The organism is Mesorhizobium sp. M1312 (genome assembly GCF_040318115.1).
Taxonomy (GTDB): Bacteria; Pseudomonadota; Alphaproteobacteria; order Rhizobiales; family Rhizobiaceae; genus Mesorhizobium.
In genome coordinates this window covers 242,058-264,966 of sequence record NZ_JAMYLQ010000004.1, presented here as the reverse complement: position 1 = coordinate 264,966, position 22,909 = coordinate 242,058, and the positions used below count along the sequence as shown (strand labels likewise).

Here is a 22,909-nt window from a genome sequence, read left to right as displayed (position 1 = left end):
GCCATGGAAGAGAAGCTGCGCTTCGCCATCCGTGAAGGCGGCCGCACCGTCGGTGCCGGCATCGTCGTCACCATCAAAGAGTAATTTGGACTTAAACCGATCTGTCGCGGGCGCTGCCCGCGCCGCGCCAGAACAAGGAAGTGACGCATGAACGGACAGAATATCCGCATCCGCCTGAAGGCGTTTGATCACCGGGTGCTTGACGCCTCGACGCGGGAAATCGTGTCGACGGCCAAGCGCACCGGCGCCAACGTCCGCGGCCCCATTCCGCTGCCGACGCGGATCGAAAAGTTCACGGTCAACCGGTCGCCTCACGTCGACAAGAAGAGCCGCGAGCAGTTCGAGATGCGCACGCACAAGCGTCTGCTCGACATCGTCGATCCGACCCCGCAGACGGTCGACGCTTTGATGAAGCTTGATCTTGCCGCCGGTGTCGACGTCGAGATCAAGCTCTAAGGAACCAGAGGGGCGGGGCGACCCGGAACTCTGAAGGAACAAGAGGCGTGGAGGGGCGACAGCCCCGACAGGGAACTCTAAAGGAATTGAACCGATGCGTTCAGGTGTGATTGCAAAGAAGGTGGGAATGACCCGCATCTACAACGATGCCGGGGAACATGTTCCCGTCACTGTTCTCCAGATGGAGAACTGCCAGGTCGTGGCGCAGCGCACGCAGGAGAAGAACGGCTATACCGCCGTCCAGCTCGGCGTTGGCCTTGCCAAGGTGAAGAACACGTCGAAGGCGATGCGCGGCCATTTCGCGACCGCTTCCGTCGAGCCGAAGGCAAAAGTTGCCGAATTCCGCGTCTCCGCCGACAACATGATCGATGTCGGCGCCGAGATCACTGTCGAGCATTTCGTCGTCGGCCAGAAGGTCGATGTGACGGGAACCACGATCGGCAAGGGCTTCCAGGGTGTCATCAAGCGGCACCACATGGGCGGTGGCCGCGCGACCCACGGCAACTCGGTCTCGCACCGTACGCACGGCTCGACCGGCCAGCGCCAGGACCCGGGCAAGGTGTTCAAGGGCAAGCATATGGCCGGCCACATGGGTGACACCCGCGTCACCACGCAAAATGTCGAGGTCGTCTCGACCGACGCCGATCGCGGTCTGATCCTGATCCGCGGCGCGGTTCCGGGTTCGAAGGGCGCCTGGATCCTGGTCCGCGACGCCGCCAAGGTTGCGCTGCCGGCCAATGCGCCGAAGCCTGCCGCAATCCGCGTCATTGCAACCAGTGATGGCGCCAAGAACGATGCCCCGGCCACAGTAGATGCCCTGGCCACAGAGGGAGCGGAATAATGGACCTCAAGATCACAACGCTTGGCGGCAAGGACGCCGGCAAGGTGAAGCTCTCCGAGGAGATTTTCGGCCTCGATCCGCGCGAAGACATCCTGCAGCGCGTCGTGCGCTGGCAGCTTGCCAAGAAGCAGCAGGGCACGCACAAGACCAAGGGTCGCGCCGAGATCGCCCGCACCGGCGCCAAGATGTACAAGCAGAAGGGTACGGGCCGCGCCCGTCACCATTCGGCACGCGCTCCGCAGTTCCGCGGCGGTGGCAAGGCCCACGGCCCGGTCGTCCGCAGCCACGAGCACGATTTGCCGAAGAAGGTGCGTGCGCTTGGCCTTAAGCATGCTCTCTCGGCCAAGGCCAAGAGCGCATCGCTCATCATCATCGACGAGCTGATGCTGACCGAGGCCAAGACCAAGGCGCTGATCGCGAATTTCGCGACGCTGGGCCTGTCCAACGCCCTGCTGATCGGCGGCGCCGAGCTCGACAAGAACTTCAAGCTGGCGGCGACGAACATCCCGAACATCGACGTGCTGCCCATCCAGGGCATCAACGTCTACGACATTCTGCGCCGCGGCACGCTGGTCCTTTCGAAGGCCGCCGTCGAGGCTCTCGAGGAGCGCTTCAAATGACCGACCTTCGTCACTACGACGTGATCGTCTCGCCGGCGATCACCGAAAAGTCGACCATGGCTTCCGAGCAGAACCAGGTCGTCTTCAACGTCGCCAAGAAGGCGTCGAAGCCGGAAATCAAGGCTGCCGTCGAAGCGCTGTTCGGCGTCAAGGTGATGGCCGTGAACACGCTTGTCCGCAAGGGCAAGATCAAGCGCTTCCGCGGCACGATCGGCCGCCAGAGCGACGTCAAGAAGGCGATCGTGACGCTGGCCGACGGCCAGTCGATCGACGTCGCGACGGGTCTCTGAGCAAGACCGCGAGGACAACAAACATGGCACTGAAAAAATTCAACCCGATAACGCCCAGCACCCGCCAGCTGGTCATCGTCGATCGCTCGGGCCTCTACAAGGGCAAGCCCGTCAAGGGCCTGACCGAAGGCCTGACCAAGTCGGGCGGCCGCAACAATTACGGCCGCATCACGGCCCGCTTCATCGGCGGCGGTCACAAGCGTACGTACCGCATCATCGACTTCAAGCGCCGCAAGTTCGACGTTGTCGGCACGGTCGAGCGTATCGAATACGATCCGAACCGCAGCGCCTTCATCGCGCTGATCAAGTATGACGACGGCGAGCTGTCCTACATCATCGCTCCGCAGCGCCTTGCTGCCGGCGACAAGATCGTGGCCGGCGAAGCGGTCGACGTGAAGCCGGGCAATGCGATGCCGCTGGCCTCGATGCCGGTCGGCACGATCGTCCACAACATCGAGCTGAAGCCGGGCAAGGGCGCCCAGGTTGCCCGTTCGGCTGGCGGTTATGCCCAGCTCGTCGGCCGTGACCAGGGCATGGCGATCCTGCGCCTGAACTCAGGCGAGCAGCGTGTCGTCCACGGCTCGTGCATGGCCACTGTCGGCGCCGTGTCCAACCCGGATCACGGTAACATCAATGACGGCAAGGCAGGCCGCACGGTGTGGCGGGGAAAACGTCCGCACAACCGCGGCGTGACCATGAACCCGGTCGACCATCCGCATGGCGGCGGCGAAGGCCGTACCTCCGGTGGCCGGCATCCGGTTTCGCCTTGGGGCAAGCCGACCAAGGGCAAGAAGACGCGGTCCAATAAGGCGACCGACAAGTTCATCCTGCGCTCGCGCCATCAGCGCAAGAGCTAAGAAGAGGTAACGCCAAGTGACTCGTTCGATTTGGAAAGGCCCCTTCATCGACGGCTACCTTCTCAAGAAGGTGGACAAGGTTCGTGAAGGTGGTCGCAATGAGGTGATCAAGATGTGGAGCCGTCGCTCTACCATCCTGCCGCAGTTCGTCGGCTTCACCTTCGGTGTCTACAACGGCCAGAAGCACGTTCCCGTTTCGGTGAACGAGGACATGGTCGGCCACAAGTTCGGTGAATTCGCTCCGACCCGGACCTATTACGGTCATGGCGCGGATAAGAAGGCGAAGAGGAAATAATCATGGGCAAGGCCAAAGCTCCGCGCAGGCTTGCTGACAACGAAGCGCGCGCCGTGTTGCGCACGATCCGTATCAGCCCGCAGAAGCTGAACCTGGTTGCCGCGCTGATCCGCGGCAAGAAGGTCGCGACAGCGCTTTCCGATCTCGAATTCTCGGCCAAGCGGATTTCCGGCACGGTCAAGAAGACGCTGGAATCGGCGATCGCCAACGCGGAAAACAACCACGACCTCGACGTCGATGCGCTGATCGTGGCGGAAGCTTATGTCGGCAAGTCGATCGTCATGAAGCGGTTCCATGCCCGTGGCCGTGGTCGCGCCAGCCGTATCGAGAAGCCGTTCTCGCACCTCACGATCGTCGTTCGTGAAGTCGAAGAAAAAGGGGAGGCCGCATAATGGGCCAGAAAGTCAATCCGATAGGTCTGCGTCTCGGCATCAACCGCACCTGGGATTCGCGCTGGTTCGCGAACACCGGCGAGTACGGCCAGCTGCTGCATGAGGACATCAAGATCCGCAAGTATCTTGCGAAGGAACTCAAGCAGGCTGCGATTTCGAAGGTCGTGATCGAGCGTCCGCACAAGAAATGCCGCGTCACTATCCATGCGGCGCGTCCGGGCCTGATCATCGGCAAGAAGGGTGCCGACATCGAGAAGCTTCGCAAGAAGCTGATGGAGATGACGAAGTCCGAGACGCATTTGAACATCGTCGAAGTGCGTAAGCCCGAGATCGACGCGACGCTGGTCGCCCAGTCGATCGCCCAGCAGCTCGAGCGCCGCATCGCGTTCCGCCGCGCCATGAAGCGCGCCGTGCAGTCTGCGATGCGCCTCGGTGCCGAAGGCATTCGCATCAACTGCGCCGGCCGTCTTGGCGGCGCCGAGATCGCGCGCATGGAATGGTACCGCGAAGGTCGCGTGCCGCTGCATACGCTGCGCGCGGACGTCGACTACGGCACGGCCGAAGCACACACCGCCTACGGCATCTGCGGCGTCAAGGTCTGGGTGTTCAAGGGCGAAATCCTGGAGCACGACCCGATGGCTTCGGAGCGCCGCGCCACCGAGGGCGATCATGCGCATGGCGGTGGTGGTGAGCGCGAACGCGGTCGCCGTCGCGAAAACGCCTGAGACAGTTGAGAATTTGGAGTTAGAACGATGCTGCAGCCAAAGCGCACAAAGTTCCGCAAGCAGTTCAAGGGCCGTATCCATGGTGCCGCCAAGGGTGGCACCAATCTGGATTTCGGCGGTTTCGGGCTGAAGGCGCTTGAGCCGAACCGCGTCACCGCGCGCGAGATCGAGGCGGCCCGCCGCGCGATCACCCGCGAGATGAAGCGCGCCGGCCGCGTCTGGATCCGTATCTTCCCGGACGTGCCGGTGACGTCGAAGCCGACCGAAGTCCGCATGGGCAAGGGCAAGGGCGCAGTCGATTACTGGGCGGCGCGCGTCAAGCCCGGCCGCATCATGTTCGAGATCGACGGCGTCAATGAGGAAACCGCCCGTGAGGCGCTGCGTCTCGGCGCGGCCAAGCTCTCGGTCAGGACGCGCTTCGTACAGCGCATCGCAGAATAAGGACGGGCTGATCATGAAAGCCGAAGACATCCGGACCAAGACCCAGGACCAGCTGACCGACGACCTGGCCAGCCTGAAGAAGGAGCAGTTCAACCTGCGCTTCCAGAAGGCCACCGGCCAGCTCGAGAAGACCGCGCGCGTGAGGCAGGTCCGCAAGGACATTGCGCGTATCAAGACCATCGCTGCGGAAAAGTCCGCGGCTAAGAAGGCTTAAGGACGAAAACCATGCCAAAGCGCATTCTGCAGGGCACCGTCGTCAGCGACAAAAACGAGAAGACGGTTGTCGTCAAGGTCGAACGGCGCTTCACGCATCCCGTGATGAAGAAGACCGTGCGCATGACCAAGAAATACAAGGCGCACGACGAGAACAACGCCCACAAGGTTGGCGATCAGGTGTTCATCCAGGAATCGAAGCCGATTTCCAAGGACAAGCGCTGGACCGTCGTGTCTTCGGACCAGGCGTAAACAACGAATTTTGGACAGACCGGGGAGGGGCTTTGAGCCCGTCCCGTTAGAAGAGAAGAAGGCGGCCAGTCATGATTCAGATGCAAACAAACCTCGACGTCGCGGATAATTCCGGCGCCCGTCGTGTCATGTGCATCAAGGTGCTGGGCGGCTCGAAGCGGAAATACGCTTCCGTGGGCGACATCATCGTGGTGTCGATCAAGGAAGCCATCCCGCGCGGCCGCGTCAAGAAGGGCGATGTGATGAAGGCGGTCGTGGTTCGCACGGCCAAGGACATCCGCCGCCCGGACGGCAGCGTGATCCGTTTCGACAAGAACGCGGCCGTTCTCGTCGACAACAAGAAAGAGCCGATCGGCACGCGTATCTTCGGACCGGTTCCGCGCGAACTCCGCGCCAAGAACCACATGAAGATCATCTCGCTCGCGCCTGAAGTGCTGTAAGGAGCCGGACCAATGCAGAAGATTAGAAAAGGCGACAAGGTCGTCGTGCTGGCCGGCAAGGACAAGGGCCGTTCGGGCGAAGTCCTCTCGGTACAGCCGAAGGAAGACACCGCGCTGGTGCGCGGCGTCAACATGATCCGTCGTCACCAGAAGCAGTCCCAGTCCCAAGAGGGCGGGATCATCACCAAGGAAGCGCCGATCCAGCTGTCGAACATCGCGCTGGCCGACCCCAAGGATGGCAAGCCGACCCGCGTCGGTTTCATCTTCCAGAAGGACGGCAAGAAGGTGCGCGTCGCCAAGCGCTCGGGAGAAGTCATCAATGGCTAAGGCTCAAACCAAGCAGGCGACTGCCCAGAACACGCCGCGCCTCAAGCAGGTCTACAACGAGACCATCCGCAAGGCGCTGCAGGAGCAGTTCGGCTACGAGAACGAGATGCAGGTTCCGCGCATCGACAAGATCGTGCTGAACATGGGCGTGGGCGAAGCGACCGGCGATTCGAAGAAGCCTTCGATCGCGGCGGAAGATCTTGCGCTGATCGCCGGCCAGAAGGCCGTCGTCACCCATGCGCGCAATTCGATCGCCGGCTTCAAGGTCCGCGAAAAGATGCCGATCGGCGCCAAGGTCACGCTGCGCAAGGAGCGCATGTATGAGTTCCTCGACCGTCTCGTGAACATCGCGCTGCCGCGCGTCCGCGACTTCCGCGGGCTCAATCCGAAGAGCTTCGATGGCCGTGGCAACTATGCCATGGGCATCAAGGAACACATCGTGTTCCCGGAGATCAACTACGACAAGGTTGATCAGATCTGGGGCATGGACGTCATCGTTTGTACGACTGCGAAGACGGACGACGAAGCCAGGGCATTGCTCAAGGCCTTCAACTTCCCCTTCCGCCAGTAACGGCAGCGAGAAAAGGAAAAATCTGAAATGGCAAAGACCAGCTCAGTCGAGAAGAACAACAGGCGCCGCAAGCTTGTGGACCAGTACGCTGCCAAGCGTAAGGCCCTCAAGGCGATCATCATGGATCAGTCCAAGCCGATGGAGGAGCGCTTCCGCGCTCAGCTGAAGCTTGCGGCACTGCCGCGCAACTCGGCCAAGATCCGCATCCGCAACCGCTGCGAAGTCACCGGACGCCCGCGTGCCTACTATCGCAAGCTCAAAGTATCGCGCATCGCGCTTCGTGATCTCGGCAACAACGGCCAGATCCCGGGCCTGGTCAAGTCGAGCTGGTAAGGAGGACATAACATGTCATTGAGCGATCCTCTCGGCGATATGCTGACCCGCATCCGCAACGCCTATGGCCGCAAGAAGTCGAGCGTTTCGACGCCGGCCTCGCGCCTGCGTACCCGCGTCCTCGACGTGCTGAAGGCGGAAGGCTATATCCGCGACTACAGCCAGACCGACTTCGACAACGGCAAGTCCGAAATCGAGATCGAACTGAAGTATTTCGACGGTGCGCCAGTCGTGCGTGAAATCGCCCGCGTCTCGAAGCCGGGCCGTCGCGTTTACGTTTCGGCGAAGTCGATCCCGCACGTCGCCAACGGCCTCGGCATCGCCATCCTTTCGACACCGAAGGGCGTGATGGCCGACCACGAAGCGCGTGAACAGAATGTCGGCGGGGAAATCCTCTGCCAGATATTCTAATCTGGCTGACCTGAAACAAGAGAAGTGACGAGGACAACAAAATGTCTCGTATTGGAAAGAAACCCGTTTCGCTGCCGCAGGGCGTGACCGCGACCGTCGACGGCCAGACCGTCACGGCGAAGGGCCCCAAGGGTGAGCTGAAGTTCGTGGTGAACGACGAAGTGCTGGTCAAGATGGAAGGCAGCGAGATCGCTGTCCAGCCACGCGACCAGACCAAGACCGCCCGCTCAAAATGGGGCATGTCGCGCACGCAGATCGTCAACATCCTGCAGGGCGTCAAGGACGGTTTCGAAAAGAAGCTTGAGATCACCGGGGTCGGCTATCGCGCCGCCATGCAGGGCAAGAACCTGCAGCTGGCGCTCGGCTTCAGCCATGACGTCGTCTACGAAACGCCGCAGGACATCACGATCACCGTGCCGAAGCCGACGGAAATCACCGTGACCGGGATCGACAAGCAGAAGGTCGGCCAGGTTGCTGCCGAGATCCGCGAATATCGCGGTCCCGAGCCGTACAAGGGCAAGGGCGTCCGTTACGCTGGCGAGAAGATCGTCCGCAAGGAAGGCAAGAAGAAGTAATTTCAACGCCGCGGGGAGCGGTCGCGGGAGGCTTGTCCTACCGCATAGGGTTGCCCCCGTTTTTTGAAGGCAAGGAACTGATATCATGGGCTCGAAAGAATCCACACAACGCCGCGCTCAGCGCGTCCGCCGCCAGATCAAGAAGGTCGCGGGCGAGCGTCCGCGTCTGTCGGTCCACCGCACGTCGAAGAACATTTACGTCCAGGTCATCGACGACGCCAAGGGCCACACGATCGCTGCCGCCTCGACGCTGGAGAAGGACCTCAAAGGTTCGCTCAAGACCGGTGCCGACACTGCCGCCGCAGTGGCAATCGGCAAGCTGATTGCCGAGCGCGCTTCGAAGGCCGGCGTCAAGGAAGTCGTCTTCGACCGCGGACCGTACATCTATCACGGCCGCGTCAAGGCGCTGGCCGAGGCCGCCCGTGAAGGTGGCTTGAGCTTCTAAGCATGATCCCGAACCGGAGGTCAGCGCAGCAAAAAGTTGCAGACTTTTCGGATAAGATCATGCGAAGGGAAAAATGAGTTTCGCCCCCGGCAACCCGCAGAGGTGCCGGATATCATCATCAACCGTGCTTCCGGAAAAAAACAAGGAACAGGATATGGCACAGGAACGTAGGGATGGCGGCCGCGGCCGTGATCGCGAAGAGCGCGACGACGGCATGGTGGACAAGCTCGTCCACATCAACCGTGTCGCCAAGGTCGTCAAGGGCGGCCGGCGCTTCGGCTTTGCAGCACTCGTCGTCGTCGGCGACCAGAAGGGTCGCGTCGGCTTCGGCCACGGCAAGGCGCGCGAAGTGCCTGAGGCGATCCGCAAGGCGACCGAATCGGCCAAGCGCGACATGATCTTCGTGCCGCTGCGCTCGGGCCGTACGCTGCACCACGACGTCGAAGGACGCTGGGGTGCTGGACGCGTCTTGCTGCGCGCTGCCAAGCAGGGTACCGGCATCATCGCCGGCGGCCCGATGCGCGCCGTCTTCGAGACGCTCGGCATGCATGACGTGGTTGCCAAGTCGATGGGTTCGTCGAACCCCTACAACATGGTTCGTGCCACCTTCGACGCGCTGAAGAGCCAGATGCATCCCAAGGATGTGGCTGCCGCTCGCGGCATCAAGTATTCGACCCTTCAGGCCCGCCGCGGCACCGCCGTTGCGGCCGAAGAATAGTCTGATCTGACCAGGGATTTGACCATGGCCAAGAAAGCAACCAAGACCGTCACCGTCGAGCAGATCGGTTCGCCGATCCGCCGGCCGAAAGAGCAGCGGGCGACGCTGGTCGGCCTCGGCCTCAACAAGATGCACAAGCAGCGCACGCTGGAGGACACCCCCTCCGTGCGCGGCATGATCGCTGCCGTCCAGCATCTCGTCCGCGTCGTGGACGAGGGCTGAACCAGAGCGCAGGAGAACTCAGATGAAACTCAACGATCTGCGTGACAAGGACGGCGCGACGCATTCCAAGAAGCGTCTCGGCCGCGGCATCGGTTCCGGTTCGGGCAAGACCGGCGGTCGCGGCGTCAAGGGTCAGAAGGCACGCTCCGGCGTTGCCATAAACGGCTTCGAGGGCGGCCAGATGCCGCTCTATCGGCGCCTGCCGAAGCGTGGCTTCAACAACATCTTCGCCAAGAGCTTTGCCGTCGTGTCGCTGGCCCGCATCCAGGCCGCGCTCGACGCCAAGAAGCTCGACGCCAAGACGACAGTGACGGCCGAAGCGCTGGTCGCGGCCGGCGTCATCCGCCGCGTCAAGGACGGCGTGCGCATCCTCTCGGACGGCGACATCAAGTCGAAGCTCGCCTTCGATGTGGCCGGCGCCTCCAAGGCGGCCATCGAGAAGATCGAAAAGGCCGGCGGTTCGGTGAAGCTGCCGGAAAAGGCAGCCGCCGAGTAACGGCGATTTGAAGCGCGATCGGCAAGAGTGGGACACGTTTCGCTTTCGATTGCGCTTTGATCCGATCAATATGGCGGCCGCATCAACGCGGCCGCTTGCATGTTTGCAGTCCGGAGCTTATCTCGTGAGCTTCGGTGACACGCGCCGCCTGAGTTGCGGGCCATCGAGCGTGACCAAGCGGAGAATCAGGCATGGCTTCGGCTGCTGAACAACTAGCCTCGAATCTGAATTTCTCGGCCTTCGCCAAGGCGGAGGATCTGAAGAAGCGCATCTGGTTCACCATCGGCGCGCTGCTCGTCTACCGCCTCGGCACCTATATCCCGCTGCCGGGCATCAATCCCGACGCTTTCGCCCAGGCCTTCTCGTCGCAGAGCAAGGGCGTGCTTGGCATGTTCAATATGTTCGCCGGCGGCGCCGTGGAGCGCATGGCGATCTTTGCCCTCGGCATCATGCCCTATATCTCCGCTTCCATCATCATGCAGCTGATGACCTCCGTCATCCCGACTCTGGAGGCGTTGAAGAAGGAAGGCGAACAGGGCCGCAAGGTCATCAACCAGTATACCCGCTACGGCACCGTGCTTTTGGCCCTGGTCCAGGCTTACGGCATTGCGGTCGGACTGGAAGGCGGCAACGGCATCGTCAGTGATCCCGGCATGTTCTTCCGCATCTCGACCGTCATCACGCTGGTCGGCGGCACCATGTTCCTGATGTGGCTCGGCGAGCAGATCACCGCCCGCGGCATCGGCAACGGCATTTCGCTGATCATCTTTTCCGGCATCGTCGCCGGCCTGCCGCAAGCCATCTCCGGTACGCTGGAACTTGGCCGCACCGGCGCGCTGTCGACCGGCCTGATCCTGGCGATTATCGTTCTTGCCGTCGTCGTCATCGCGCTGATCGTGTTCTTCGAGCGCGCCCAGCGGCGCTTGCTGATCCAGTATCCAAAGCGCCAGGTCGGCAACCGCATGTTCCAGGGCGACACCTCGCACCTGCCGCTCAAGCTCAACACGGCCGGCGTCATTCCGCCGATCTTCGCCTCTTCGCTGCTGTTGCTGCCGGCGACGGTCGCCGGCTTCTCGCAGACGACCAGCATGCCTGCCTGGGCCAGCACCATCCTGGCGGCACTCGGCCATGGCCAGCCGCTCTACATGGCGTTCTATGCGGCGATGATCGTGTTTTTCGCCTTCTTCTATACGGCGATCGTCTTCAACCCGAAGGACACCGCCGACCAGCTCAAGAAGCATTCGGGTTTCATTCCGGGCTACCGTCCGGGCGAGCGCACCGCCGATTACATCGACTATGTTCTCACCCGCATCACCGTCGTCGGCGCCATTTATCTGGTGCTGGTGTGTCTGCTGCCCGAGTTCCTGATTTCAGCGACTGGCGTACCATTCTACCTCGGTGGCACATCGCTTCTGATCGTGGTCAGTGTAACGCTCGATACGGTGGCGCAGATTCAGGGTCACCTGATCGCGCACCAGTATGAGGGCCTGATCAAGAAGTCGAAGCTGCGCGGGGGGAAAAAGGCCAGATGAGGTTGATATTGCTTGGACCGCCAGGGGCGGGCAAGGGGACGCAAGCACAAAGACTGGTAGAAAAATACCGCATACCCCAACTCTCCACGGGCGATATGCTGCGCGCCGCTGTCCAGGCCGGCACCGAAGTCGGCAAGCGCGCCAAGGCTGTCATGGATGCTGGCGAACTGGTTTCCGACGCCGTCGTCAACGCCATCGTGGCCGAACGTATCGATCAGGCCGATTGCGCGGGGGGATTCATCCTTGACGGATACCCGCGAACCTTGGTGCAGGCGGACGCGGTTGAATCGATGCTCTCGGATCGCGGCCTCACTCTCGACGCTGTCATCGAACTTGTCGTCGACGACAAGGCGCTGGTTGGTCGAATCGGCAAGCGCGTCGAAGAGGCCAAGGCCGCGGGTCTGCCGGTGCGCAAGGACGACAACCCGGCGGTGTTCGAAGAGCGCCTGAAGGAGTACTACAAGAAAACGTCGCCGCTGATCGGCTACTACTATGCCAAGGGCAAGCTCAGAGGTGTCGACGGCATGGCCGACATCGATGCGGTGACGCGACAGATCGAAGTGGTGCTCACGGCTGCGACGCAAGGGGCGACCCAGGGGTCTGCGCACGGAAAATAAACGATTACGCTTGACTGGAGCGGTTCGCTGGGGTATGGCGGCCCGTCTTCCTATCAGGCATGAGGCTTGCTTGCCCGCAAGGGCAAGGCAGCCGCTTTGAACTGGAAACTCCCGCATGGGCCGGCCTCCACCGGACGCGGGGCAACTTTGATAGCGCCGGCTTGTCCGGCCCACATGGAGCAGAGAAGTACATGGCTCGTATAGCCGGCGTCAACATTCCGACCAACAAGCGCGTCGTCATTGCGCTTCAGTACATTCACGGCATTGGCAAGAACTTCGCCCAGGAGATCGTCGACAAGGTCGGCATCCCGGCCGAGCGCCGCGTCAACCAGCTGACCGACGCGGAAGTGCTGCAGATCCGCGAGACGATCGACCGCGACTATCAGGTCGAGGGCGATCTGCGCCGCGAAGTGTCGATGAACATCAAGCGGCTCATGGACCTCGGCTGCTATCGCGGCCTGCGTCATCGCCGCTCGCTGCCGGTTCGCGGCCAGCGCACGCATACCAATGCGCGCACCCGCAAGGGCCCGGCCAAGTCGATCGCCGGCAAGAAGAAGTAATTTAAGGGAATATGGGAGTAGGGCAGTAGGGCAGTATGTGATACGGCGCGGGCGTCCGCGGCCAAGACATACTCCCCTGCTGCCCTATTCCCCTACTCCTACCAGGTGGAGCCGCTGGCATTACGGCGGTGTAGAGATCAACTGAAAGGACCATCATGGCCAAGGAAGCCACACGTGTTCGCCGTCGCGAACGCAAGAATATCTCGTCGGGCGTTGCCCACGTCAACTCGACCTTCAACAACACAATGATCACCATCACCGACGCGCAGGGCAATTCGATTGCCTGGTCGTCGGCGGGAGCCCAGGGCTTCAAGGGATCTCGCAAGTCGACGCCGTTTGCTGCCCAGATGGCTGCCGAGGACGTTGCCAAGAAGGCCCAGGAACACGGCATGCGCATGCTCGAGGTCGAGGTCTGCGGACCCGGTTCCGGTCGTGAATCGGCGCTGCGGGCATTGCAGGCAGCTGGCTTCACCATCACCTCGATCCGTGATGTGACGCCGATCCCGCACAATGGCTGCCGCCCGCGCAAGAAGCGCCGCGTCTAAGAATTACCGAACGCCGCGCGAACGCCCAGTAGCGTTCCTCCACGGCATTCCAGGTCGCCCGCCACGATTGGATGGTGGCGGGTCAACGGAAGGAAAGCATTATGATCCAGAAAAATTGGCAGGAACTGATCAAGCCGAACAAGATCGAGTTTTCGTCGAAGAAGAAGACGCTGACCACGCTGGTCGCCGAGCCGCTCGAGCGCGGCTTTGGTCTCACCCTCGGCAATGCGCTGCGTCGCGTGCTTCTGTCTTCGCTGCGTGGCGCGGCTGTGACCGCCGTGCAGATCGACGGCGTTTTGCATGAATTCTCGTCCATCGCCGGCGTACGCGAGGACGTGACCGATATCGTCTTGAACATCAAGGAAATCGCCATACGCATGGAAGGTGACGGCCCCAAGCGCATGGTCGTGCGCAAGCAGGGACCGGGCGCTGTCCTCGCCGGCGACATCCAGACGGTCGGCGACGTCGAGATCCTCAATCCCGACCACGTCATCTGCACGCTGGACGAGGGCGCTGAAATCCGCATGGAGTTCACCGTCGATACCGGCAAGGGCTATGTGCCGGCCGACCGCAATCGGGCTGAAGACGCGCCGATCGGCCTCATCCCGGTCGACAGCCTCTACTCGCCGGTCAAGAAGGTCTCCTACAAGGTCGAGAACACCCGCGAGGGCCAGGTTCTCGACTATGACAAGCTGACCATGACGATTGACACCGACGGTTCGATCTCGGGCGAGGACGCGGTGGCTTTCGCCGCCCGCATCCTGCAAGACCAGCTTGGCCTGTTCGTCAATTTCGACGAGCCGCAGAAGGAAGTCGCCGCCGAACAGGTGACCGAGCTTGCCTTCAACCCGGCGCTGCTCAAGAAGGTCGACGAGCTCGAGCTTTCGGTGCGTTCGGCCAACTGCCTGAAGAACGACAACATCGTCTATATCGGCGACCTTATCCAGAAGACCGAAGCCGAGATGCTGCGCACCCCGAACTTCGGCCGCAAATCGCTGAACGAGATCAAGGAAGTCCTGGCGGCGATGGGCCTGCACCTCGGCATGGAAGTGCCGGATTGGCCGCCGGAAAACATCGAAGACCTCGCCAAGCGTTACGAAGATCAATACTAAGCTTGATCCCGAACCGAAGGTCAGCGCAGCAAAAAGCTGCAGACTTTTCGGATAAGATCACGCGGCTAACCAACAGAGGCTGTGGCCTCTTGAACCCGGAATGAAGGAGAAGAGCCATGCGCCACGGATTTAAAGGCCGCCGGTTCGCCCGCAGCATAAGCCACCGCAAGTCGATGTTTGCCAACCTTGCCGTATCGCTCATCGAGCATGAGCAGATCCTCACCACCTTGCCGAAGGCGAAGGATCTGCGTCCGATCGTCGAGAAGCTGGTGACGCTCGGCAAGCGCGGCGATCTGCATGCCCGCCGCCAGGTGATTGCCCAGATCGGCAATGAAGGCGTCGTCAAGCGCCTGTTCGACACGATCGCGCCGCGCTATGCCACCCGCAACGGCGGCTATCTGCGCATCATGAAGGCGGGCTTCCGCCACGGCGACAATGCCGCCATGGCGGTCATCGAGTTCGTCGATCGCGACACCTCGGCCAAAGGCGCCGGCGACCGTGCCCGCATCGAGGCCGAAGGCACCGAAGAGGAAGCCGCAGCCGCATAAGCTTTGGTTTGCTGAAAGAGTTCAAAGGGGCCCTGCGGGCCCCTTTTTGCATTCCGGGAGCGGCAGGGAGCATTTGCGGCGATTTTCTTGACTCAGCTCATGTCTTCTCCTCGAAAATAATTCGATTTCATTGCCTTAGCCTTTCATTTTGCACAATCGTCGGGACAATGGCGCCCGACCCGGAGGATTCGGAATGCGCGTAAAACGGCTGTCCCTTGTTCTACTCTGCGCCTTGATGGCGCTGGCAGTCGTGCCGGCGGCCAGGCAGGCGTTGGCTCAGGACACAAAGGCCGATCCCGGCCTGTCCGATGTGCTGACCGACATGCTGCGCGGCGCCGAAGGCGAAAATGCCACCTCCGGTCCAGACAAGCGGGTGCCTTTCGGCCGCGAGGAGGTGCAACTGTCTTTCGCACCGCTGGTCAAGCAGACAGCGCCGGCCGTGGTCAATGTCTATGCCTCGCAAACGGCCAAGTTGAGGTCGCCCTTCGACGGCGATCCTTTCTTCGAAGAGTTCTTCGGCCGTTCGCAGCCGCGCGCGCAGTCCTCGCTCGGCTCCGGCGTGCTGGTCGATCCGACAGGCATAGTGGTCACCAATTTCCACCTCATCAAGGACGCCGATCAGGTCAAGGTCGCCACAGCGGACGGGCGTGAATTCGACAGCAAGGTGCTGCTCAAGGACGAGACGCTTGACCTCGCCGTGCTCAAGATCTCCGCTGACAAGCCATTTCCGGTCGTCGCCATCGGCGATTCCGACGCGCTCGAGGTTGGCGACCTGTTGTTGGCCATCGGCAACCCTTTCGGTGTCGGCCAGACCACCACCAGCGGCATCGTTTCGGCGCTTGCTCGCAGCCACATCGGCGTTTCCGATTCCAGTTTCTTCATCCAGACCGACGCCGCGATCAACCCCGGCAATTCCGGCGGTGCGCTGATCAACATGGGTGGCCAACTGGTCGGCATCAACACGGCGATCTACAGCCGCAGCGGCGGCTCGATCGGCATCGGCTTTGCTATTCCCTCCAACATGGTTCGCGCGTTTGCCGATGCGGCCAAGGCCGGGCGCGACTTCTTCGAGCGGCCCTATATCGGTGCCGAATTCGAGCGCGTGACGCCGCAGATCGCCGAATCGCTTGGTCTGGAGACCCCGACCGGGGCGCTGGTTTCGACCGTCGAAGAAGCCGGGCCGGCGGCCACGGCGGGGCTCAAGCCCGGCGATGTCGTGCTGTCGCTCAACGGCACGCCGGTCGAGAGTATCGAGGCGCTGGATTACCGGATGGCGACGCTGTCGATCGGCACCAATGCCAGCTTCGCCGTTCTGAGCAAAGGCCAGCAAGCGACGATGGACATCGCGCTGGAGCGTGCGCCGGAAGGTGCAAAACTCGCGGAAGTGACACTGCGCGGTCGCAGCCCGTTCTCCGGTGCCAAGGTTGCGGAACTGTCGCCGCGGCTCGCCCAGCGGCTCGGCATGCGCACGGATGTCAAGGGTGTTACCGTGATCGACATCAATCGCGGTTCGCCCGCAGCCGATTTCGGCTTCCAGCCGGGCGACATCGTTCGCGAGGTCAACGGCTTGACCATCAATACTGCCGCGACCCTGGAACAGGCAGCCATGCAGGAGACGCGCTGGTGGCGCTTTACCGTCGAGCGCGGCGGGCAGATACTGCGCCAGGTGTTGCGTTACTGAGCCCGAGCCTCGATCCTTCGGACGAGATCGCGCTCCAACGAAAAGAAGTGCATGGCCGATCTGTTCAGCGTCGATGAACCGGAAAAGGCGCCGCCCGGCAGGCCGCTGGCCGACCGACTGCGCCCGAAGAACCTCAGCGAGGTCGTTGGCCAGGAGCATCTGACCGGGCCCGACGGCGCACTGACGCGGCTGATCGGTTCCGGTTCGCTCGGCTCTATGATCTTCTGGGGGCCGCCCGGGACGGGCAAGACCACGGTCGCGCGGCTGCTTGCCGGCGAAACCAGCCTTGCCTTCCAACAGATATCGGCGGTGTTTTCCGGTGTCGCCGACTTGAAGAAAGTGTTCGAGGCGGCGAAGCTGCGCCGCTCCAACGGCCGTCAGACGCTGCTCTTCGTCGACGAGATCCATCGCTTCAACCGCGCCCAGCAGGACAGTTTTCTGCCCGTCATGGAAGACGGCACCGTCGTGCTGGTTGGCGCTACCACCGAGAACCCGTCCTTCGAGCTGAATGCGGCGCTTCTATCCCGCGCCCGCGTGCTGGTCTTCCATTCGCTCGGTGAGGATAGCATTGCCAAGCTGCTGGTGCGTGCCGAGCACACCGAGGGCAGGGCGCTGCCGCTCGACGACGAGGCGAGGGCGATGCTCGTCCGCATGAGCGATGGCGATGGCCGTGCGGCGCTGACGCTGGCCGAAGAGGTCTGGCGCGCCGCCAAGTCAGGCGAGGTGTTTGGCGCCGAGGGTCTGCAGCGCATCGTCCAGCGCCGCGCGCCGATCTACGACAAGGGCCAGGACGGCCATTACAATCTGATCTCGGCCCTGCACAAATCGGTGCGCGGCTCCGACCCGGACGCCGCCCTCTATTATCTCGCCCGCATGTTCGACGCCGGCGAAGATCCGCTCTATCTCGGCCGCCGCCTAGTGCGCATGGCGATGGAGGATATCGGGCTGGCCGACCCGCAGGCGCTGGTCATCGCCAATGCCGCCAAGGATGCCTACGACTACCTGGGCTCGCCAGAGGGCGAGCTCGCCTTCGCCGAGGCCACCGTCTATCTCGCCAGCGCGCCCAAATCCAACGCCGTCTACACCGCCTTCAAGGCCGCCACACAGGCTGCGAAGGAGTTCGGCTCGCTGCTGCCGCCCAAACACATCCTCAACGCGCCGACCAAGCTGATGAAAGAAGAAGATTACGGCGCGGGCTACCGTTACGACCACGACGAGCCAGACGCTTTTTCCGGACAGGATTATTTTCCGGAAAAGATGGGCCGCCGCACATTCTATGATCCGCCGGAGCGCGGTTTCGAGCGTGATATCAGGAAACGGCTCGACTATTGGGCGAAGCTGCGCGGCGAGAGGCAAAAGTAGGCTCGCCGCAATTCCGCTCAGGAGGCAGGGGTTGACCGGGAGTGCCCTGTAAGGGCAGTAAACGGCGATGATTAATCTCCTCCTCGTTGCCGCAGGCGGCGCTATTGGTGCGGGGCTGCGCCACGTCGCCAATTTCGTCGCGCTGCGTCTTGTCGGCCCGAGTTTTCCCTGGGGCACGATGGCGATCAACATTGTCGGCTCCTTTGCCATGGGTCTGTTCATCACGACCCTGGCGCGGCGCTACGGCGGATCGAACGAGCTTCGGCTGTTCGTTGCCACCGGCATCCTCGGCGGCTTCACCACCTTCTCCGCCTTTTCGCTCGATTTCGCGACGCTGTGGGAGCGTGGCGCGACGCTGCCGGCATTCGGATATGCCCTTGCCAGCCTCATTGGCGCGATCATTGCCCTGTTTCTGGGTCTTTGGCTCGCAAGAAGCCTGCCTTAATGCTATTGCCCCCGCTTACATCGCCGCGTGTCCCTTAGGACGCGCAAAGGACGCCGTAGCATTTTGATTTTGCGCATGACCCTTTCCGAAAATCGATTTCAGGTCATGCGCTAGAAACGGGTAAGCGAGACAATGGCAGGCGTAGAACAGATCACGGTGGAGGCCGGCGAGGCGGGCATGCGGCTCGACCGCTGGTTCAAGACCCATTTTCCGGGCCTTGGCTTTGGCCATCTGCAAAAGCTGCTGCGATCCGGCCAGATCCGTGTCGACGGTGGCAGGGTGAAAGCCGATACCCGCGTCGAGCCAGGCCAGATGGTCCGCATTCCGCCGCTCGAAGTGGACAAGAAGGGCGAGAGCCCGCTCACCGGTCACTCGATCCGCAACCAGGGCGACGCCGACGTTCTGGCCAAGATGCTGATCCATGAAGATCCGAAAGTCTTCGTCTTCAACAAGCCTGCAGGCCTTGCCGTTCAGGGTGGCTCGGGTGTCACCCGCAATGTCGACGACATGCTGGAAGCCTGGCGCAACCAGAAGGGCGAGAAACCGCGTCTGGTGCACCGGCTCGACCGCGACACGTCAGGCGTGCTGGTCGTCGCCCGCACCAGGCTCGCCGCCATGAAGCTTGCCGAGGCCTTCCGGGCGCGTGAGACCAAGAAGACTTATTGGGCGCTGGTCAAGGGCGTGCCGCCGAAGCGCGAGGACAAGATCTCGACCTGGCTGATCAAGGAGCCGACACCCGACGGCGACCGCGTGCGCGTCGCCAAGCATGGCGAAAAGGGCGCCGACCACGCGGTGTCCTATTACCGGATCGTCGAACAGGCGGCGCAGACCCTGTCCTGGCTGGAAATGGAACCCTATACCGGCCGTACCCACCAGCTTCGCGTCCATGCCGCTCACATCGGCTGCCCGATCATCGGCGACCCCAAATATTTCGAGGCCGACACCAATTGGGATTTTCCCGGCGGTATGCAGAACCGCTTGCACCTGCACGCGCGCCGCATCGTCATCCCGCATCCCGACAAGGGTTTTATCGACGTCACCGCACCGATGCCGCCGCATATGCGCCAGAGCTGGAACCTGATCGGCTTCGACGACGCGAGCGCGGAAGACTAGGGCCCATGGGTATCGCAACCGATACACTCGACCGCCGCGACAGGGTCGACATGGCGGCCGCCGCCATCATGGTCGGACTGACCTTTTCCTGGGGGCTGAACTACGTCGCCGCCAAGATCTCCTATGCCGGCTATGATCCTGTTTTCCTGTCGATCGCGCGGTCGATCATTGGCGGGCTGTGCGTTCTCATCTGGTGCCACTGGCGCGGCATTGTGCTTTTTACCCGCGACGGAACGCTTGTCGCCGGCATTCTGGCAGGCGCGCTTTTTGGTCTCGAGTTCCTGTTTCTTTATGTCGGGCTCGAACAGACGACCGTCGCGCGCAACACCTTGCTGGTCAACACCATGCCGTTCTGGGTACTGGTCGGCGGGCATTTCCTGCTGAACGAACGCATCACCGCGCGCCGGCTCCTAGGACTTCTGCTCGCATTCGCCGGATTGGTCGCGGTATTCTCCGACCAGTTGAGCGCCGATAATGGTGCGACACTGACCGGTGATCTGCTCAGTCTTGGCGCCGGCATTCTGTGGGCCTTGACCAACATCGTCATCAAGCGGACGAAATTGGCGGAAACGAGCGCCGAGAAATTGCTGCTCTACCAATTGGCCGGCGCTGCCGTGGTCGGCGCCTTGGTGGCGCCTTTCGCCGGGCCGCCTGTCCGCGACTTCGCCGCTTTGCCGACCTTGGCTCTGCTTTTTCAGGCGGTCTACATCGTCGCCTTCACCTATGTGCTCTGGTTCTGGCTGCTCAGGCGCTATCCGGCATCGGGCCTGTCGAGCTTCACCTTCCTGTCGCCGGTGTTCGGCGTGCTGTGCGGCGCCATCTTCTTGAACGAGCCGCTGACCGTTCGTATTTTCCTGGCACTCGGCCTCATCGCAGCCGGACTGATCATTGTGAATCGGCCGGCCCGAAAACAGATCCCCGGATGAAAGGCTCCGGCATGCGCGATATTCTCAATGACCTCGAAGCGGGAAAGCAGCTTTCCGATCCGGATCCGGTGCGCCGTGCCCAAATCCAGATGAAGACGCACCTGCCAAAACGCTTCTACAAAGCCGTTTCGGTCGCACCGGCCGAAGATGGTTTTGCCATTCATCTCGATGGCAAGCCGGTTCGCACGCCGGGCAAGGCGCTGCTGGTGCTGCCGACCGAAAAAGCGGCCACTCTGGTCGCCGACGAGTTCGCTGCGCAAGGTGACACCATCGACCCGGTGACGATGCCGGTCATGCGTCTGGTCAACACCGCCATCGACGGTGTCGCCAGCGACCCGCAAGCGGTTCTGGAGGACATCCTGCGCTTCGCCTCGTCCGACCTGCTCTGCTATCGCGCCGAGACCCCACGGGGGCTGGTCGACCGGCAGAACGAACATTGGGATCCCATCATCGACTGGGCGCGGAGCGCGCTTGGCGCACGGTTTCACCTAGCCGAGGGGGTGATCCATGTCGAACAGCCGCGCGAGAGTATCGCGGTGCTCGGTGTTCATCTTGCCCAGCGTGCCGACCCGCTAGGACTGGCGGCCATCCATGTCATGACGTCGCTAACGGGATCGGCGCTGCTGGCGCTGGCCGTCGATTTCGGCGAGATCGACGGCGACGCCGCCTGGACTGCCGGCCATGTCGACGAGGACTGGCAGGCCGAGCACTGGGGCCATGACGCGGAGGCTGTCGCCCGCCGTGCCCACCGCAAGCGCGACATGATGGCCGCCGTCGGCCTTCTCGATGCGCTCAAGGGCTGACCGCGATCGCCGGTCATCGACGCCTTTTACATCGGATACGCTGGGCGGACCTTCACGCCAAGACCCAAGGCTGGCCGATAGCAAAAATGCAAAGCCCGGCGCGAGCGATCGCGCCGGGCTTTTCAATTCGTCGGAAGCGAGGCGGAAGGAAGGGACTTTAGCTCTTCCGCTCCTGTTTCTCTTCCTCGATGGCCGCTTCGTGATACCAGCCGCTTCCGAAATCCGTACGGTTGCGCAATGAAGCAAGTTCTGCCGCGAACTTAGCCTTTCCGCTTAAATTTGAGGCAGAAGCGCGCGCTGCCACCGGGAACATCAGAATATTGGCCGACTGACGGATAGGGGTGATTTCCATTGTCGGTCTCCTTTCTTCTGCAGAGCCTTGCCGATCCAATCTTTCCCGAAGATAGGTTCTGCAATCCAGTTAGGCAACATGATTATAGAAAGATCAGCAACTGCCTATTTTTTATACAAAACATACGTGTGATTGATCTGGACGCATTGCGATGACGACGCAACGAATTTGTCGGAATACGGCGTCAGTTTTGTCGCATCCTTTGCCGGTGAAAATGGCACACGAATTGCTTTTTAATAATCCGGCAGGTCGGCTGCAGGGTGGCTGGCACGCCGGCGCCGTCCAAGGTTCGGTGATCAAAGCAACGAGAGGCTAGAATGACGAAATACAAGCTCGAGTACATTTGGCTCGATGGATACACCCCGGTTCCCAACCTTCGCGGAAAGACGCAGATCAAGGAATATGCTGAGTTCCCGACGCTCGACCAGCTTCCGCTGTGGGGCTTCGACGGTTCTTCGACCATGCAGGCCGAGGGCCACTCGTCCGACTGCGTGCTGAAGCCGGTCGCCATCTATCCGGATCCCGCGCGCACCAATGGCGTACTCGTCATGTGCGAAGTTATGATGCCGGACGGCGTTACGCCGCATGCATCCAACAAGCGCGCCACCATCCTCGACGACGAGGGCGCCTGGTTCGGCTTCGAGCAGGAGTATTTCTTCTACAAGGACGGCCGCCCGCTCGGCTTCCCCGAAAGTGGCTATCCTGCGCCGCAAGGCCCGTACTACACCGGCGTCGGCTACAGCAATGTCGGCAGCGTCGCCAGGCAGATCGTCGAGGAGCATCTCGACCTCTGCCTTGCCGCCGGCATCAACCATGAAGGCATCAACGCCGAGGTCGCCAAAGGCCAGTGGGAATTCCAGATTTTCGGCAAGGGCTCCAAAAAGGCCGCCGACCAGATGTGGATAGCCCGCTACCTGATGCAGCGCCTCACCGAGAAATACGGCATCGACATCGAATATCACTGCAAGCCGCTCGGCGACACCGACTGGAACGGTTCCGGCATGCACGCCAACTTCTCAACCGCCCATATGCGCGAGGTCGGCGGCAAGGCCTATTTCGAGGCGCTGATGGCCGCCTTCGACAAAAACCTGATGGATCACATCGCCGTCTATGGCCCGGACAACGACAAGCGTTTGACCGGCAAGCATGAGACCGCGCCGTGGAACAGGTTCAGCTATGGCATCGCCGACCGCGGCGCCTCGATCCGAGTGCCGCATTCCTTCATCAACAACGGCTATAAGGGTTATCTCGAGGATCGCCGCCCGAACTCGCAGGGCGATCCCTACCAGATCGCTTCCCAGATCCTGAAGACGATCGCCAGCGTCCCGGCCAGCGCCGAGGTTTCGGCTGCCGCTTGAGCATTCGTCGCGGCGTAGACCTCAGGTCTGCGCCG

The 22,909-nt window shown here is 61.9% G+C and carries 36 protein-coding genes; 35 read left to right on the top strand and 1 reads right to left on the bottom strand.

The features are described 5' to 3' along the window. The 34 genes from NKH36_RS08330 to NKH36_RS08165 all read left to right on the top strand — a co-directional run. Positions 1-84 (top strand): EF-Tu C-terminal domain-related protein (locus NKH36_RS08330; protein ID WP_455749504.1); only part of this gene is annotated, 84 nt, incomplete at its 5' end. 63 nt (positions 85-147) lie between these two features. Continuing rightward, on the top strand, positions 148-456 hold the full coding sequence (gene rpsJ / locus NKH36_RS08325; RefSeq protein WP_006205468.1) for a 30S ribosomal protein S10: 309 nt from the start codon (positions 148-150) through the stop codon (positions 454-456). A 94-nt stretch (positions 457-550) separates the two neighbouring features. Continuing rightward, a complete protein-coding gene (gene rplC, locus NKH36_RS08320; RefSeq protein WP_352961060.1) occupies positions 551-1,297 on the top strand; it encodes a 50S ribosomal protein L3 in 747 nt (248 codons plus the stop codon). After that, positions 1,297-1,917, top strand: coding sequence for a 50S ribosomal protein L4 (rplD, locus tag NKH36_RS08315; RefSeq protein ID WP_027154042.1), 621 nt, complete (start codon positions 1,297-1,299; stop codon positions 1,915-1,917). Before rplC ends, rplD begins: the two co-directional genes overlap by 1 nt. Beyond that, positions 1,914-2,207: a 50S ribosomal protein L23 gene (locus NKH36_RS08310; protein ID WP_010909275.1), complete on the top strand. Its 294-nt coding sequence runs from the start codon at positions 1,914-1,916 to the stop codon at positions 2,205-2,207. Before rplD ends, NKH36_RS08310 begins: the two co-directional genes overlap by 4 nt. Before the next feature lie 23 nt (positions 2,208-2,230). Further along, complete coding sequence (gene rplB / locus NKH36_RS08305; RefSeq protein WP_095488566.1) at positions 2,231-3,064, top strand: 50S ribosomal protein L2; 834 nt, start codon at positions 2,231-2,233, stop codon at positions 3,062-3,064. A gap of 16 nt (positions 3,065-3,080) precedes the next feature. Further along, positions 3,081-3,359, top strand: coding sequence for a 30S ribosomal protein S19 (gene rpsS, locus NKH36_RS08300; RefSeq protein WP_006205463.1), 279 nt, complete (start codon positions 3,081-3,083; stop codon positions 3,357-3,359). A 2-nt stretch (positions 3,360-3,361) separates the two neighbouring features. Next, positions 3,362-3,751, top strand: coding sequence for a 50S ribosomal protein L22 (rplV, locus tag NKH36_RS08295; RefSeq protein WP_006205462.1), 390 nt, complete (start codon positions 3,362-3,364; stop codon positions 3,749-3,751). Continuing rightward, positions 3,751-4,476: a 30S ribosomal protein S3 gene (rpsC, locus tag NKH36_RS08290; protein ID WP_352961058.1), complete on the top strand. Its 726-nt coding sequence runs from the start codon at positions 3,751-3,753 to the stop codon at positions 4,474-4,476. The genes rplV and rpsC overlap by 1 nt, the downstream gene beginning before the upstream one ends. A gap of 27 nt (positions 4,477-4,503) precedes the next feature. After that, positions 4,504-4,917, top strand: a complete 414-nt coding sequence (gene rplP / locus NKH36_RS08285; RefSeq protein WP_023799290.1) for a 50S ribosomal protein L16 — start codon at positions 4,504-4,506, stop codon at positions 4,915-4,917. A gap of 13 nt (positions 4,918-4,930) precedes the next feature. Beyond that, entirely contained in the window at positions 4,931-5,131 is a 201-nt protein-coding gene (rpmC, locus tag NKH36_RS08280) for a 50S ribosomal protein L29 (protein ID WP_006205459.1), read from the top strand. Positions 5,132-5,142: 11 nt separating this feature from the next. Beyond that, positions 5,143-5,382, top strand: a complete 240-nt coding sequence (gene rpsQ, locus NKH36_RS08275) for a 30S ribosomal protein S17 (RefSeq protein ID WP_023799288.1) — start codon at positions 5,143-5,145, stop codon at positions 5,380-5,382. Positions 5,383-5,453: 71 nt separating this feature from the next. Then, the gene (gene rplN, locus NKH36_RS08270; RefSeq protein ID WP_006205457.1) at positions 5,454-5,822 is read left to right on the top strand and encodes a 50S ribosomal protein L14; all 369 of its coding nucleotides are present in this window, start codon (positions 5,454-5,456) and stop codon (positions 5,820-5,822) included. Positions 5,823-5,834: 12 nt separating this feature from the next. Next, positions 5,835-6,149 (top strand): 50S ribosomal protein L24, encoded by a 315-nt coding sequence (rplX, locus tag NKH36_RS08265; protein ID WP_013531428.1) that lies wholly within the window; start codon positions 5,835-5,837, stop codon positions 6,147-6,149. Continuing rightward, entirely contained in the window at positions 6,142-6,720 is a 579-nt protein-coding gene (gene rplE, locus NKH36_RS08260) for a 50S ribosomal protein L5 (protein WP_023799287.1), read from the top strand. The genes rplX and rplE overlap by 8 nt, the downstream gene beginning before the upstream one ends. A gap of 27 nt (positions 6,721-6,747) precedes the next feature. Then, positions 6,748-7,053, top strand: coding sequence for a 30S ribosomal protein S14 (gene rpsN / locus NKH36_RS08255; protein ID WP_029352223.1), 306 nt, complete (start codon positions 6,748-6,750; stop codon positions 7,051-7,053). A gap of 12 nt (positions 7,054-7,065) precedes the next feature. Continuing rightward, a complete protein-coding gene (gene rpsH, locus NKH36_RS08250; RefSeq protein WP_006205453.1) occupies positions 7,066-7,464 on the top strand; it encodes a 30S ribosomal protein S8 in 399 nt (132 codons plus the stop codon). 41 nt (positions 7,465-7,505) lie between these two features. Then, a complete protein-coding gene (rplF, locus tag NKH36_RS08245) occupies positions 7,506-8,039 on the top strand; it encodes a 50S ribosomal protein L6 (RefSeq protein WP_023799285.1) in 534 nt (177 codons plus the stop codon). A gap of 85 nt (positions 8,040-8,124) precedes the next feature. After that, positions 8,125-8,484, top strand: a complete 360-nt coding sequence (rplR, locus tag NKH36_RS08240) for a 50S ribosomal protein L18 (RefSeq protein ID WP_029352225.1) — start codon at positions 8,125-8,127, stop codon at positions 8,482-8,484. A gap of 154 nt (positions 8,485-8,638) precedes the next feature. Next, entirely contained in the window at positions 8,639-9,202 is a 564-nt protein-coding gene (gene rpsE / locus NKH36_RS08235) for a 30S ribosomal protein S5 (RefSeq protein WP_006333394.1), read from the top strand. Positions 9,203-9,226: 24 nt separating this feature from the next. Beyond that, complete coding sequence (rpmD, locus tag NKH36_RS08230; RefSeq protein ID WP_023736690.1) at positions 9,227-9,424, top strand: 50S ribosomal protein L30; 198 nt, start codon at positions 9,227-9,229, stop codon at positions 9,422-9,424. 22 nt (positions 9,425-9,446) lie between these two features. Then, the gene (rplO, locus tag NKH36_RS08225; protein ID WP_352961055.1) at positions 9,447-9,920 is read left to right on the top strand and encodes a 50S ribosomal protein L15; all 474 of its coding nucleotides are present in this window, start codon (positions 9,447-9,449) and stop codon (positions 9,918-9,920) included. A gap of 191 nt (positions 9,921-10,111) precedes the next feature. After that, positions 10,112-11,452: a preprotein translocase subunit SecY gene (gene secY / locus NKH36_RS08220; RefSeq protein WP_352961053.1), complete on the top strand. Its 1,341-nt coding sequence runs from the start codon at positions 10,112-10,114 to the stop codon at positions 11,450-11,452. After that, complete coding sequence (locus tag NKH36_RS08215; protein ID WP_352961051.1) at positions 11,449-12,069, top strand: adenylate kinase; 621 nt, start codon at positions 11,449-11,451, stop codon at positions 12,067-12,069. The genes secY and NKH36_RS08215 overlap by 4 nt, the downstream gene beginning before the upstream one ends. Positions 12,070-12,260: 191 nt before the next feature. Beyond that, positions 12,261-12,629 carry a 30S ribosomal protein S13 gene (gene rpsM / locus NKH36_RS08210; protein WP_029352234.1) on the top strand — a complete coding sequence of 123 codons (369 nt, stop codon included), beginning with the start codon at positions 12,261-12,263 and terminating at the stop codon, positions 12,627-12,629. A gap of 155 nt (positions 12,630-12,784) precedes the next feature. Continuing rightward, a complete protein-coding gene (rpsK, locus tag NKH36_RS08205) occupies positions 12,785-13,174 on the top strand; it encodes a 30S ribosomal protein S11 (protein WP_023799279.1) in 390 nt (129 codons plus the stop codon). 101 nt (positions 13,175-13,275) lie between these two features. Further along, entirely contained in the window at positions 13,276-14,286 is a 1,011-nt protein-coding gene (locus tag NKH36_RS08200; RefSeq protein ID WP_023799278.1) for a DNA-directed RNA polymerase subunit alpha, read from the top strand. Positions 14,287-14,402: 116 nt separating this feature from the next. Then, positions 14,403-14,834, top strand: a complete 432-nt coding sequence (rplQ, locus tag NKH36_RS08195; RefSeq protein ID WP_023675127.1) for a 50S ribosomal protein L17 — start codon at positions 14,403-14,405, stop codon at positions 14,832-14,834. 193 nt (positions 14,835-15,027) lie between these two features. Further along, on the top strand, positions 15,028-16,515 hold the full coding sequence (locus NKH36_RS08190) for a DegQ family serine endoprotease (protein WP_352961049.1): 1,488 nt from the start codon (positions 15,028-15,030) through the stop codon (positions 16,513-16,515). Between the two features lie 51 nt (positions 16,516-16,566). Beyond that, a complete protein-coding gene (locus NKH36_RS08185; protein WP_352961047.1) occupies positions 16,567-17,877 on the top strand; it encodes a replication-associated recombination protein A in 1,311 nt (436 codons plus the stop codon). Between the two features lie 67 nt (positions 17,878-17,944). Next, the gene (gene crcB, locus NKH36_RS08180; protein ID WP_029352249.1) at positions 17,945-18,322 is read left to right on the top strand and encodes a fluoride efflux transporter CrcB; all 378 of its coding nucleotides are present in this window, start codon (positions 17,945-17,947) and stop codon (positions 18,320-18,322) included. Positions 18,323-18,454: 132 nt separating this feature from the next. Beyond that, positions 18,455-19,435 carry an RluA family pseudouridine synthase gene (locus NKH36_RS08175; protein ID WP_123151496.1) on the top strand — a complete coding sequence of 327 codons (981 nt, stop codon included), beginning with the start codon at positions 18,455-18,457 and terminating at the stop codon, positions 19,433-19,435. A gap of 5 nt (positions 19,436-19,440) precedes the next feature. After that, positions 19,441-20,361: a DMT family transporter gene (locus NKH36_RS08170; RefSeq protein ID WP_352961044.1), complete on the top strand. Its 921-nt coding sequence runs from the start codon at positions 19,441-19,443 to the stop codon at positions 20,359-20,361. An 11-nt stretch (positions 20,362-20,372) separates the two neighbouring features. Next, positions 20,373-21,164: an ATP12 family chaperone protein gene (locus tag NKH36_RS08165; RefSeq protein ID WP_352961042.1), complete on the top strand. Its 792-nt coding sequence runs from the start codon at positions 20,373-20,375 to the stop codon at positions 21,162-21,164. Positions 21,165-21,321: 157 nt separating this feature from the next. On the opposite strand, the gene NKH36_RS08160 is transcribed toward NKH36_RS08165, so the two are convergent. Then, positions 21,322-21,516, bottom strand: coding sequence for a DUF2735 domain-containing protein (locus NKH36_RS08160; RefSeq protein ID WP_352961040.1), 195 nt, complete (start codon positions 21,514-21,516; stop codon positions 21,322-21,324). A gap of 317 nt (positions 21,517-21,833) precedes the next feature. Between NKH36_RS08160 and NKH36_RS08155 the strand changes: the two genes are divergently transcribed. Beyond that, on the top strand, positions 21,834-22,874 hold the full coding sequence (locus NKH36_RS08155; protein WP_352961038.1) for a glutamine synthetase beta-grasp domain-containing protein: 1,041 nt from the start codon (positions 21,834-21,836) through the stop codon (positions 22,872-22,874). Positions 22,875-22,909 lie beyond the last annotated feature (35 nt).

What these genes read in the sequence shown, in the direction of transcription:
- rpsJ (WP_006205468.1), top strand. Translation starts at nt 148, where the DNA reads ATGAACGGACAGAATATCCGCATCCGCCTGAAGGCGTTTGATCACCGG.
- rplC (WP_352961060.1), top strand. Translation starts at nt 551, where the DNA reads ATGCGTTCAGGTGTGATTGCAAAGAAGGTGGGAATGACCCGCATCTAC.
- rplD (WP_027154042.1), top strand. Translation starts at nt 1,297, where the DNA reads ATGGACCTCAAGATCACAACGCTTGGCGGCAAGGACGCCGGCAAGGTG.
- NKH36_RS08310 (WP_010909275.1), top strand. Translation starts at nt 1,914, where the DNA reads ATGACCGACCTTCGTCACTACGACGTGATCGTCTCGCCGGCGATCACC.
- rplB (WP_095488566.1), top strand. Translation starts at nt 2,231, where the DNA reads ATGGCACTGAAAAAATTCAACCCGATAACGCCCAGCACCCGCCAGCTG.
- rplV (WP_006205462.1), top strand. Translation starts at nt 3,362, where the DNA reads ATGGGCAAGGCCAAAGCTCCGCGCAGGCTTGCTGACAACGAAGCGCGC.
- rpsC (WP_352961058.1), top strand. Translation starts at nt 3,751, where the DNA reads ATGGGCCAGAAAGTCAATCCGATAGGTCTGCGTCTCGGCATCAACCGC.
- rplP (WP_023799290.1), top strand. Translation starts at nt 4,504, where the DNA reads ATGCTGCAGCCAAAGCGCACAAAGTTCCGCAAGCAGTTCAAGGGCCGT.
- rpmC (WP_006205459.1), top strand. Translation starts at nt 4,931, where the DNA reads ATGAAAGCCGAAGACATCCGGACCAAGACCCAGGACCAGCTGACCGAC.
- rpsQ (WP_023799288.1), top strand. Translation starts at nt 5,143, where the DNA reads ATGCCAAAGCGCATTCTGCAGGGCACCGTCGTCAGCGACAAAAACGAG.
- rplN (WP_006205457.1), top strand. Translation starts at nt 5,454, where the DNA reads ATGATTCAGATGCAAACAAACCTCGACGTCGCGGATAATTCCGGCGCC.
- rplX (WP_013531428.1), top strand. Translation starts at nt 5,835, where the DNA reads ATGCAGAAGATTAGAAAAGGCGACAAGGTCGTCGTGCTGGCCGGCAAG.
- rplE (WP_023799287.1), top strand. Translation starts at nt 6,142, where the DNA reads ATGGCTAAGGCTCAAACCAAGCAGGCGACTGCCCAGAACACGCCGCGC.
- rpsN (WP_029352223.1), top strand. Translation starts at nt 6,748, where the DNA reads ATGGCAAAGACCAGCTCAGTCGAGAAGAACAACAGGCGCCGCAAGCTT.
- rpsH (WP_006205453.1), top strand. Translation starts at nt 7,066, where the DNA reads ATGTCATTGAGCGATCCTCTCGGCGATATGCTGACCCGCATCCGCAAC.
- rplF (WP_023799285.1), top strand. Translation starts at nt 7,506, where the DNA reads ATGTCTCGTATTGGAAAGAAACCCGTTTCGCTGCCGCAGGGCGTGACC.
- rplR (WP_029352225.1), top strand. Translation starts at nt 8,125, where the DNA reads ATGGGCTCGAAAGAATCCACACAACGCCGCGCTCAGCGCGTCCGCCGC.
- rpsE (WP_006333394.1), top strand. Translation starts at nt 8,639, where the DNA reads ATGGCACAGGAACGTAGGGATGGCGGCCGCGGCCGTGATCGCGAAGAG.
- rpmD (WP_023736690.1), top strand. Translation starts at nt 9,227, where the DNA reads ATGGCCAAGAAAGCAACCAAGACCGTCACCGTCGAGCAGATCGGTTCG.
- rplO (WP_352961055.1), top strand. Translation starts at nt 9,447, where the DNA reads ATGAAACTCAACGATCTGCGTGACAAGGACGGCGCGACGCATTCCAAG.
- secY (WP_352961053.1), top strand. Translation starts at nt 10,112, where the DNA reads ATGGCTTCGGCTGCTGAACAACTAGCCTCGAATCTGAATTTCTCGGCC.
- NKH36_RS08215 (WP_352961051.1), top strand. Translation starts at nt 11,449, where the DNA reads ATGAGGTTGATATTGCTTGGACCGCCAGGGGCGGGCAAGGGGACGCAA.
- rpsM (WP_029352234.1), top strand. Translation starts at nt 12,261, where the DNA reads ATGGCTCGTATAGCCGGCGTCAACATTCCGACCAACAAGCGCGTCGTC.
- rpsK (WP_023799279.1), top strand. Translation starts at nt 12,785, where the DNA reads ATGGCCAAGGAAGCCACACGTGTTCGCCGTCGCGAACGCAAGAATATC.
- NKH36_RS08200 (WP_023799278.1), top strand. Translation starts at nt 13,276, where the DNA reads ATGATCCAGAAAAATTGGCAGGAACTGATCAAGCCGAACAAGATCGAG.
- rplQ (WP_023675127.1), top strand. Translation starts at nt 14,403, where the DNA reads ATGCGCCACGGATTTAAAGGCCGCCGGTTCGCCCGCAGCATAAGCCAC.
- NKH36_RS08190 (WP_352961049.1), top strand. Translation starts at nt 15,028, where the DNA reads ATGCGCGTAAAACGGCTGTCCCTTGTTCTACTCTGCGCCTTGATGGCG.
- NKH36_RS08185 (WP_352961047.1), top strand. Translation starts at nt 16,567, where the DNA reads ATGGCCGATCTGTTCAGCGTCGATGAACCGGAAAAGGCGCCGCCCGGC.
- crcB (WP_029352249.1), top strand. Translation starts at nt 17,945, where the DNA reads ATGATTAATCTCCTCCTCGTTGCCGCAGGCGGCGCTATTGGTGCGGGG.
- NKH36_RS08175 (WP_123151496.1), top strand. Translation starts at nt 18,455, where the DNA reads ATGGCAGGCGTAGAACAGATCACGGTGGAGGCCGGCGAGGCGGGCATG.
- NKH36_RS08170 (WP_352961044.1), top strand. Translation starts at nt 19,441, where the DNA reads ATGGGTATCGCAACCGATACACTCGACCGCCGCGACAGGGTCGACATG.
- NKH36_RS08165 (WP_352961042.1), top strand. Translation starts at nt 20,373, where the DNA reads ATGCGCGATATTCTCAATGACCTCGAAGCGGGAAAGCAGCTTTCCGAT.
- NKH36_RS08160 (WP_352961040.1), bottom strand. Translation starts at nt 21,516, where the DNA reads ATGGAAATCACCCCTATCCGTCAGTCGGCCAATATTCTGATGTTCCCG.
- NKH36_RS08155 (WP_352961038.1), top strand. Translation starts at nt 21,834, where the DNA reads ATGACGAAATACAAGCTCGAGTACATTTGGCTCGATGGATACACCCCG.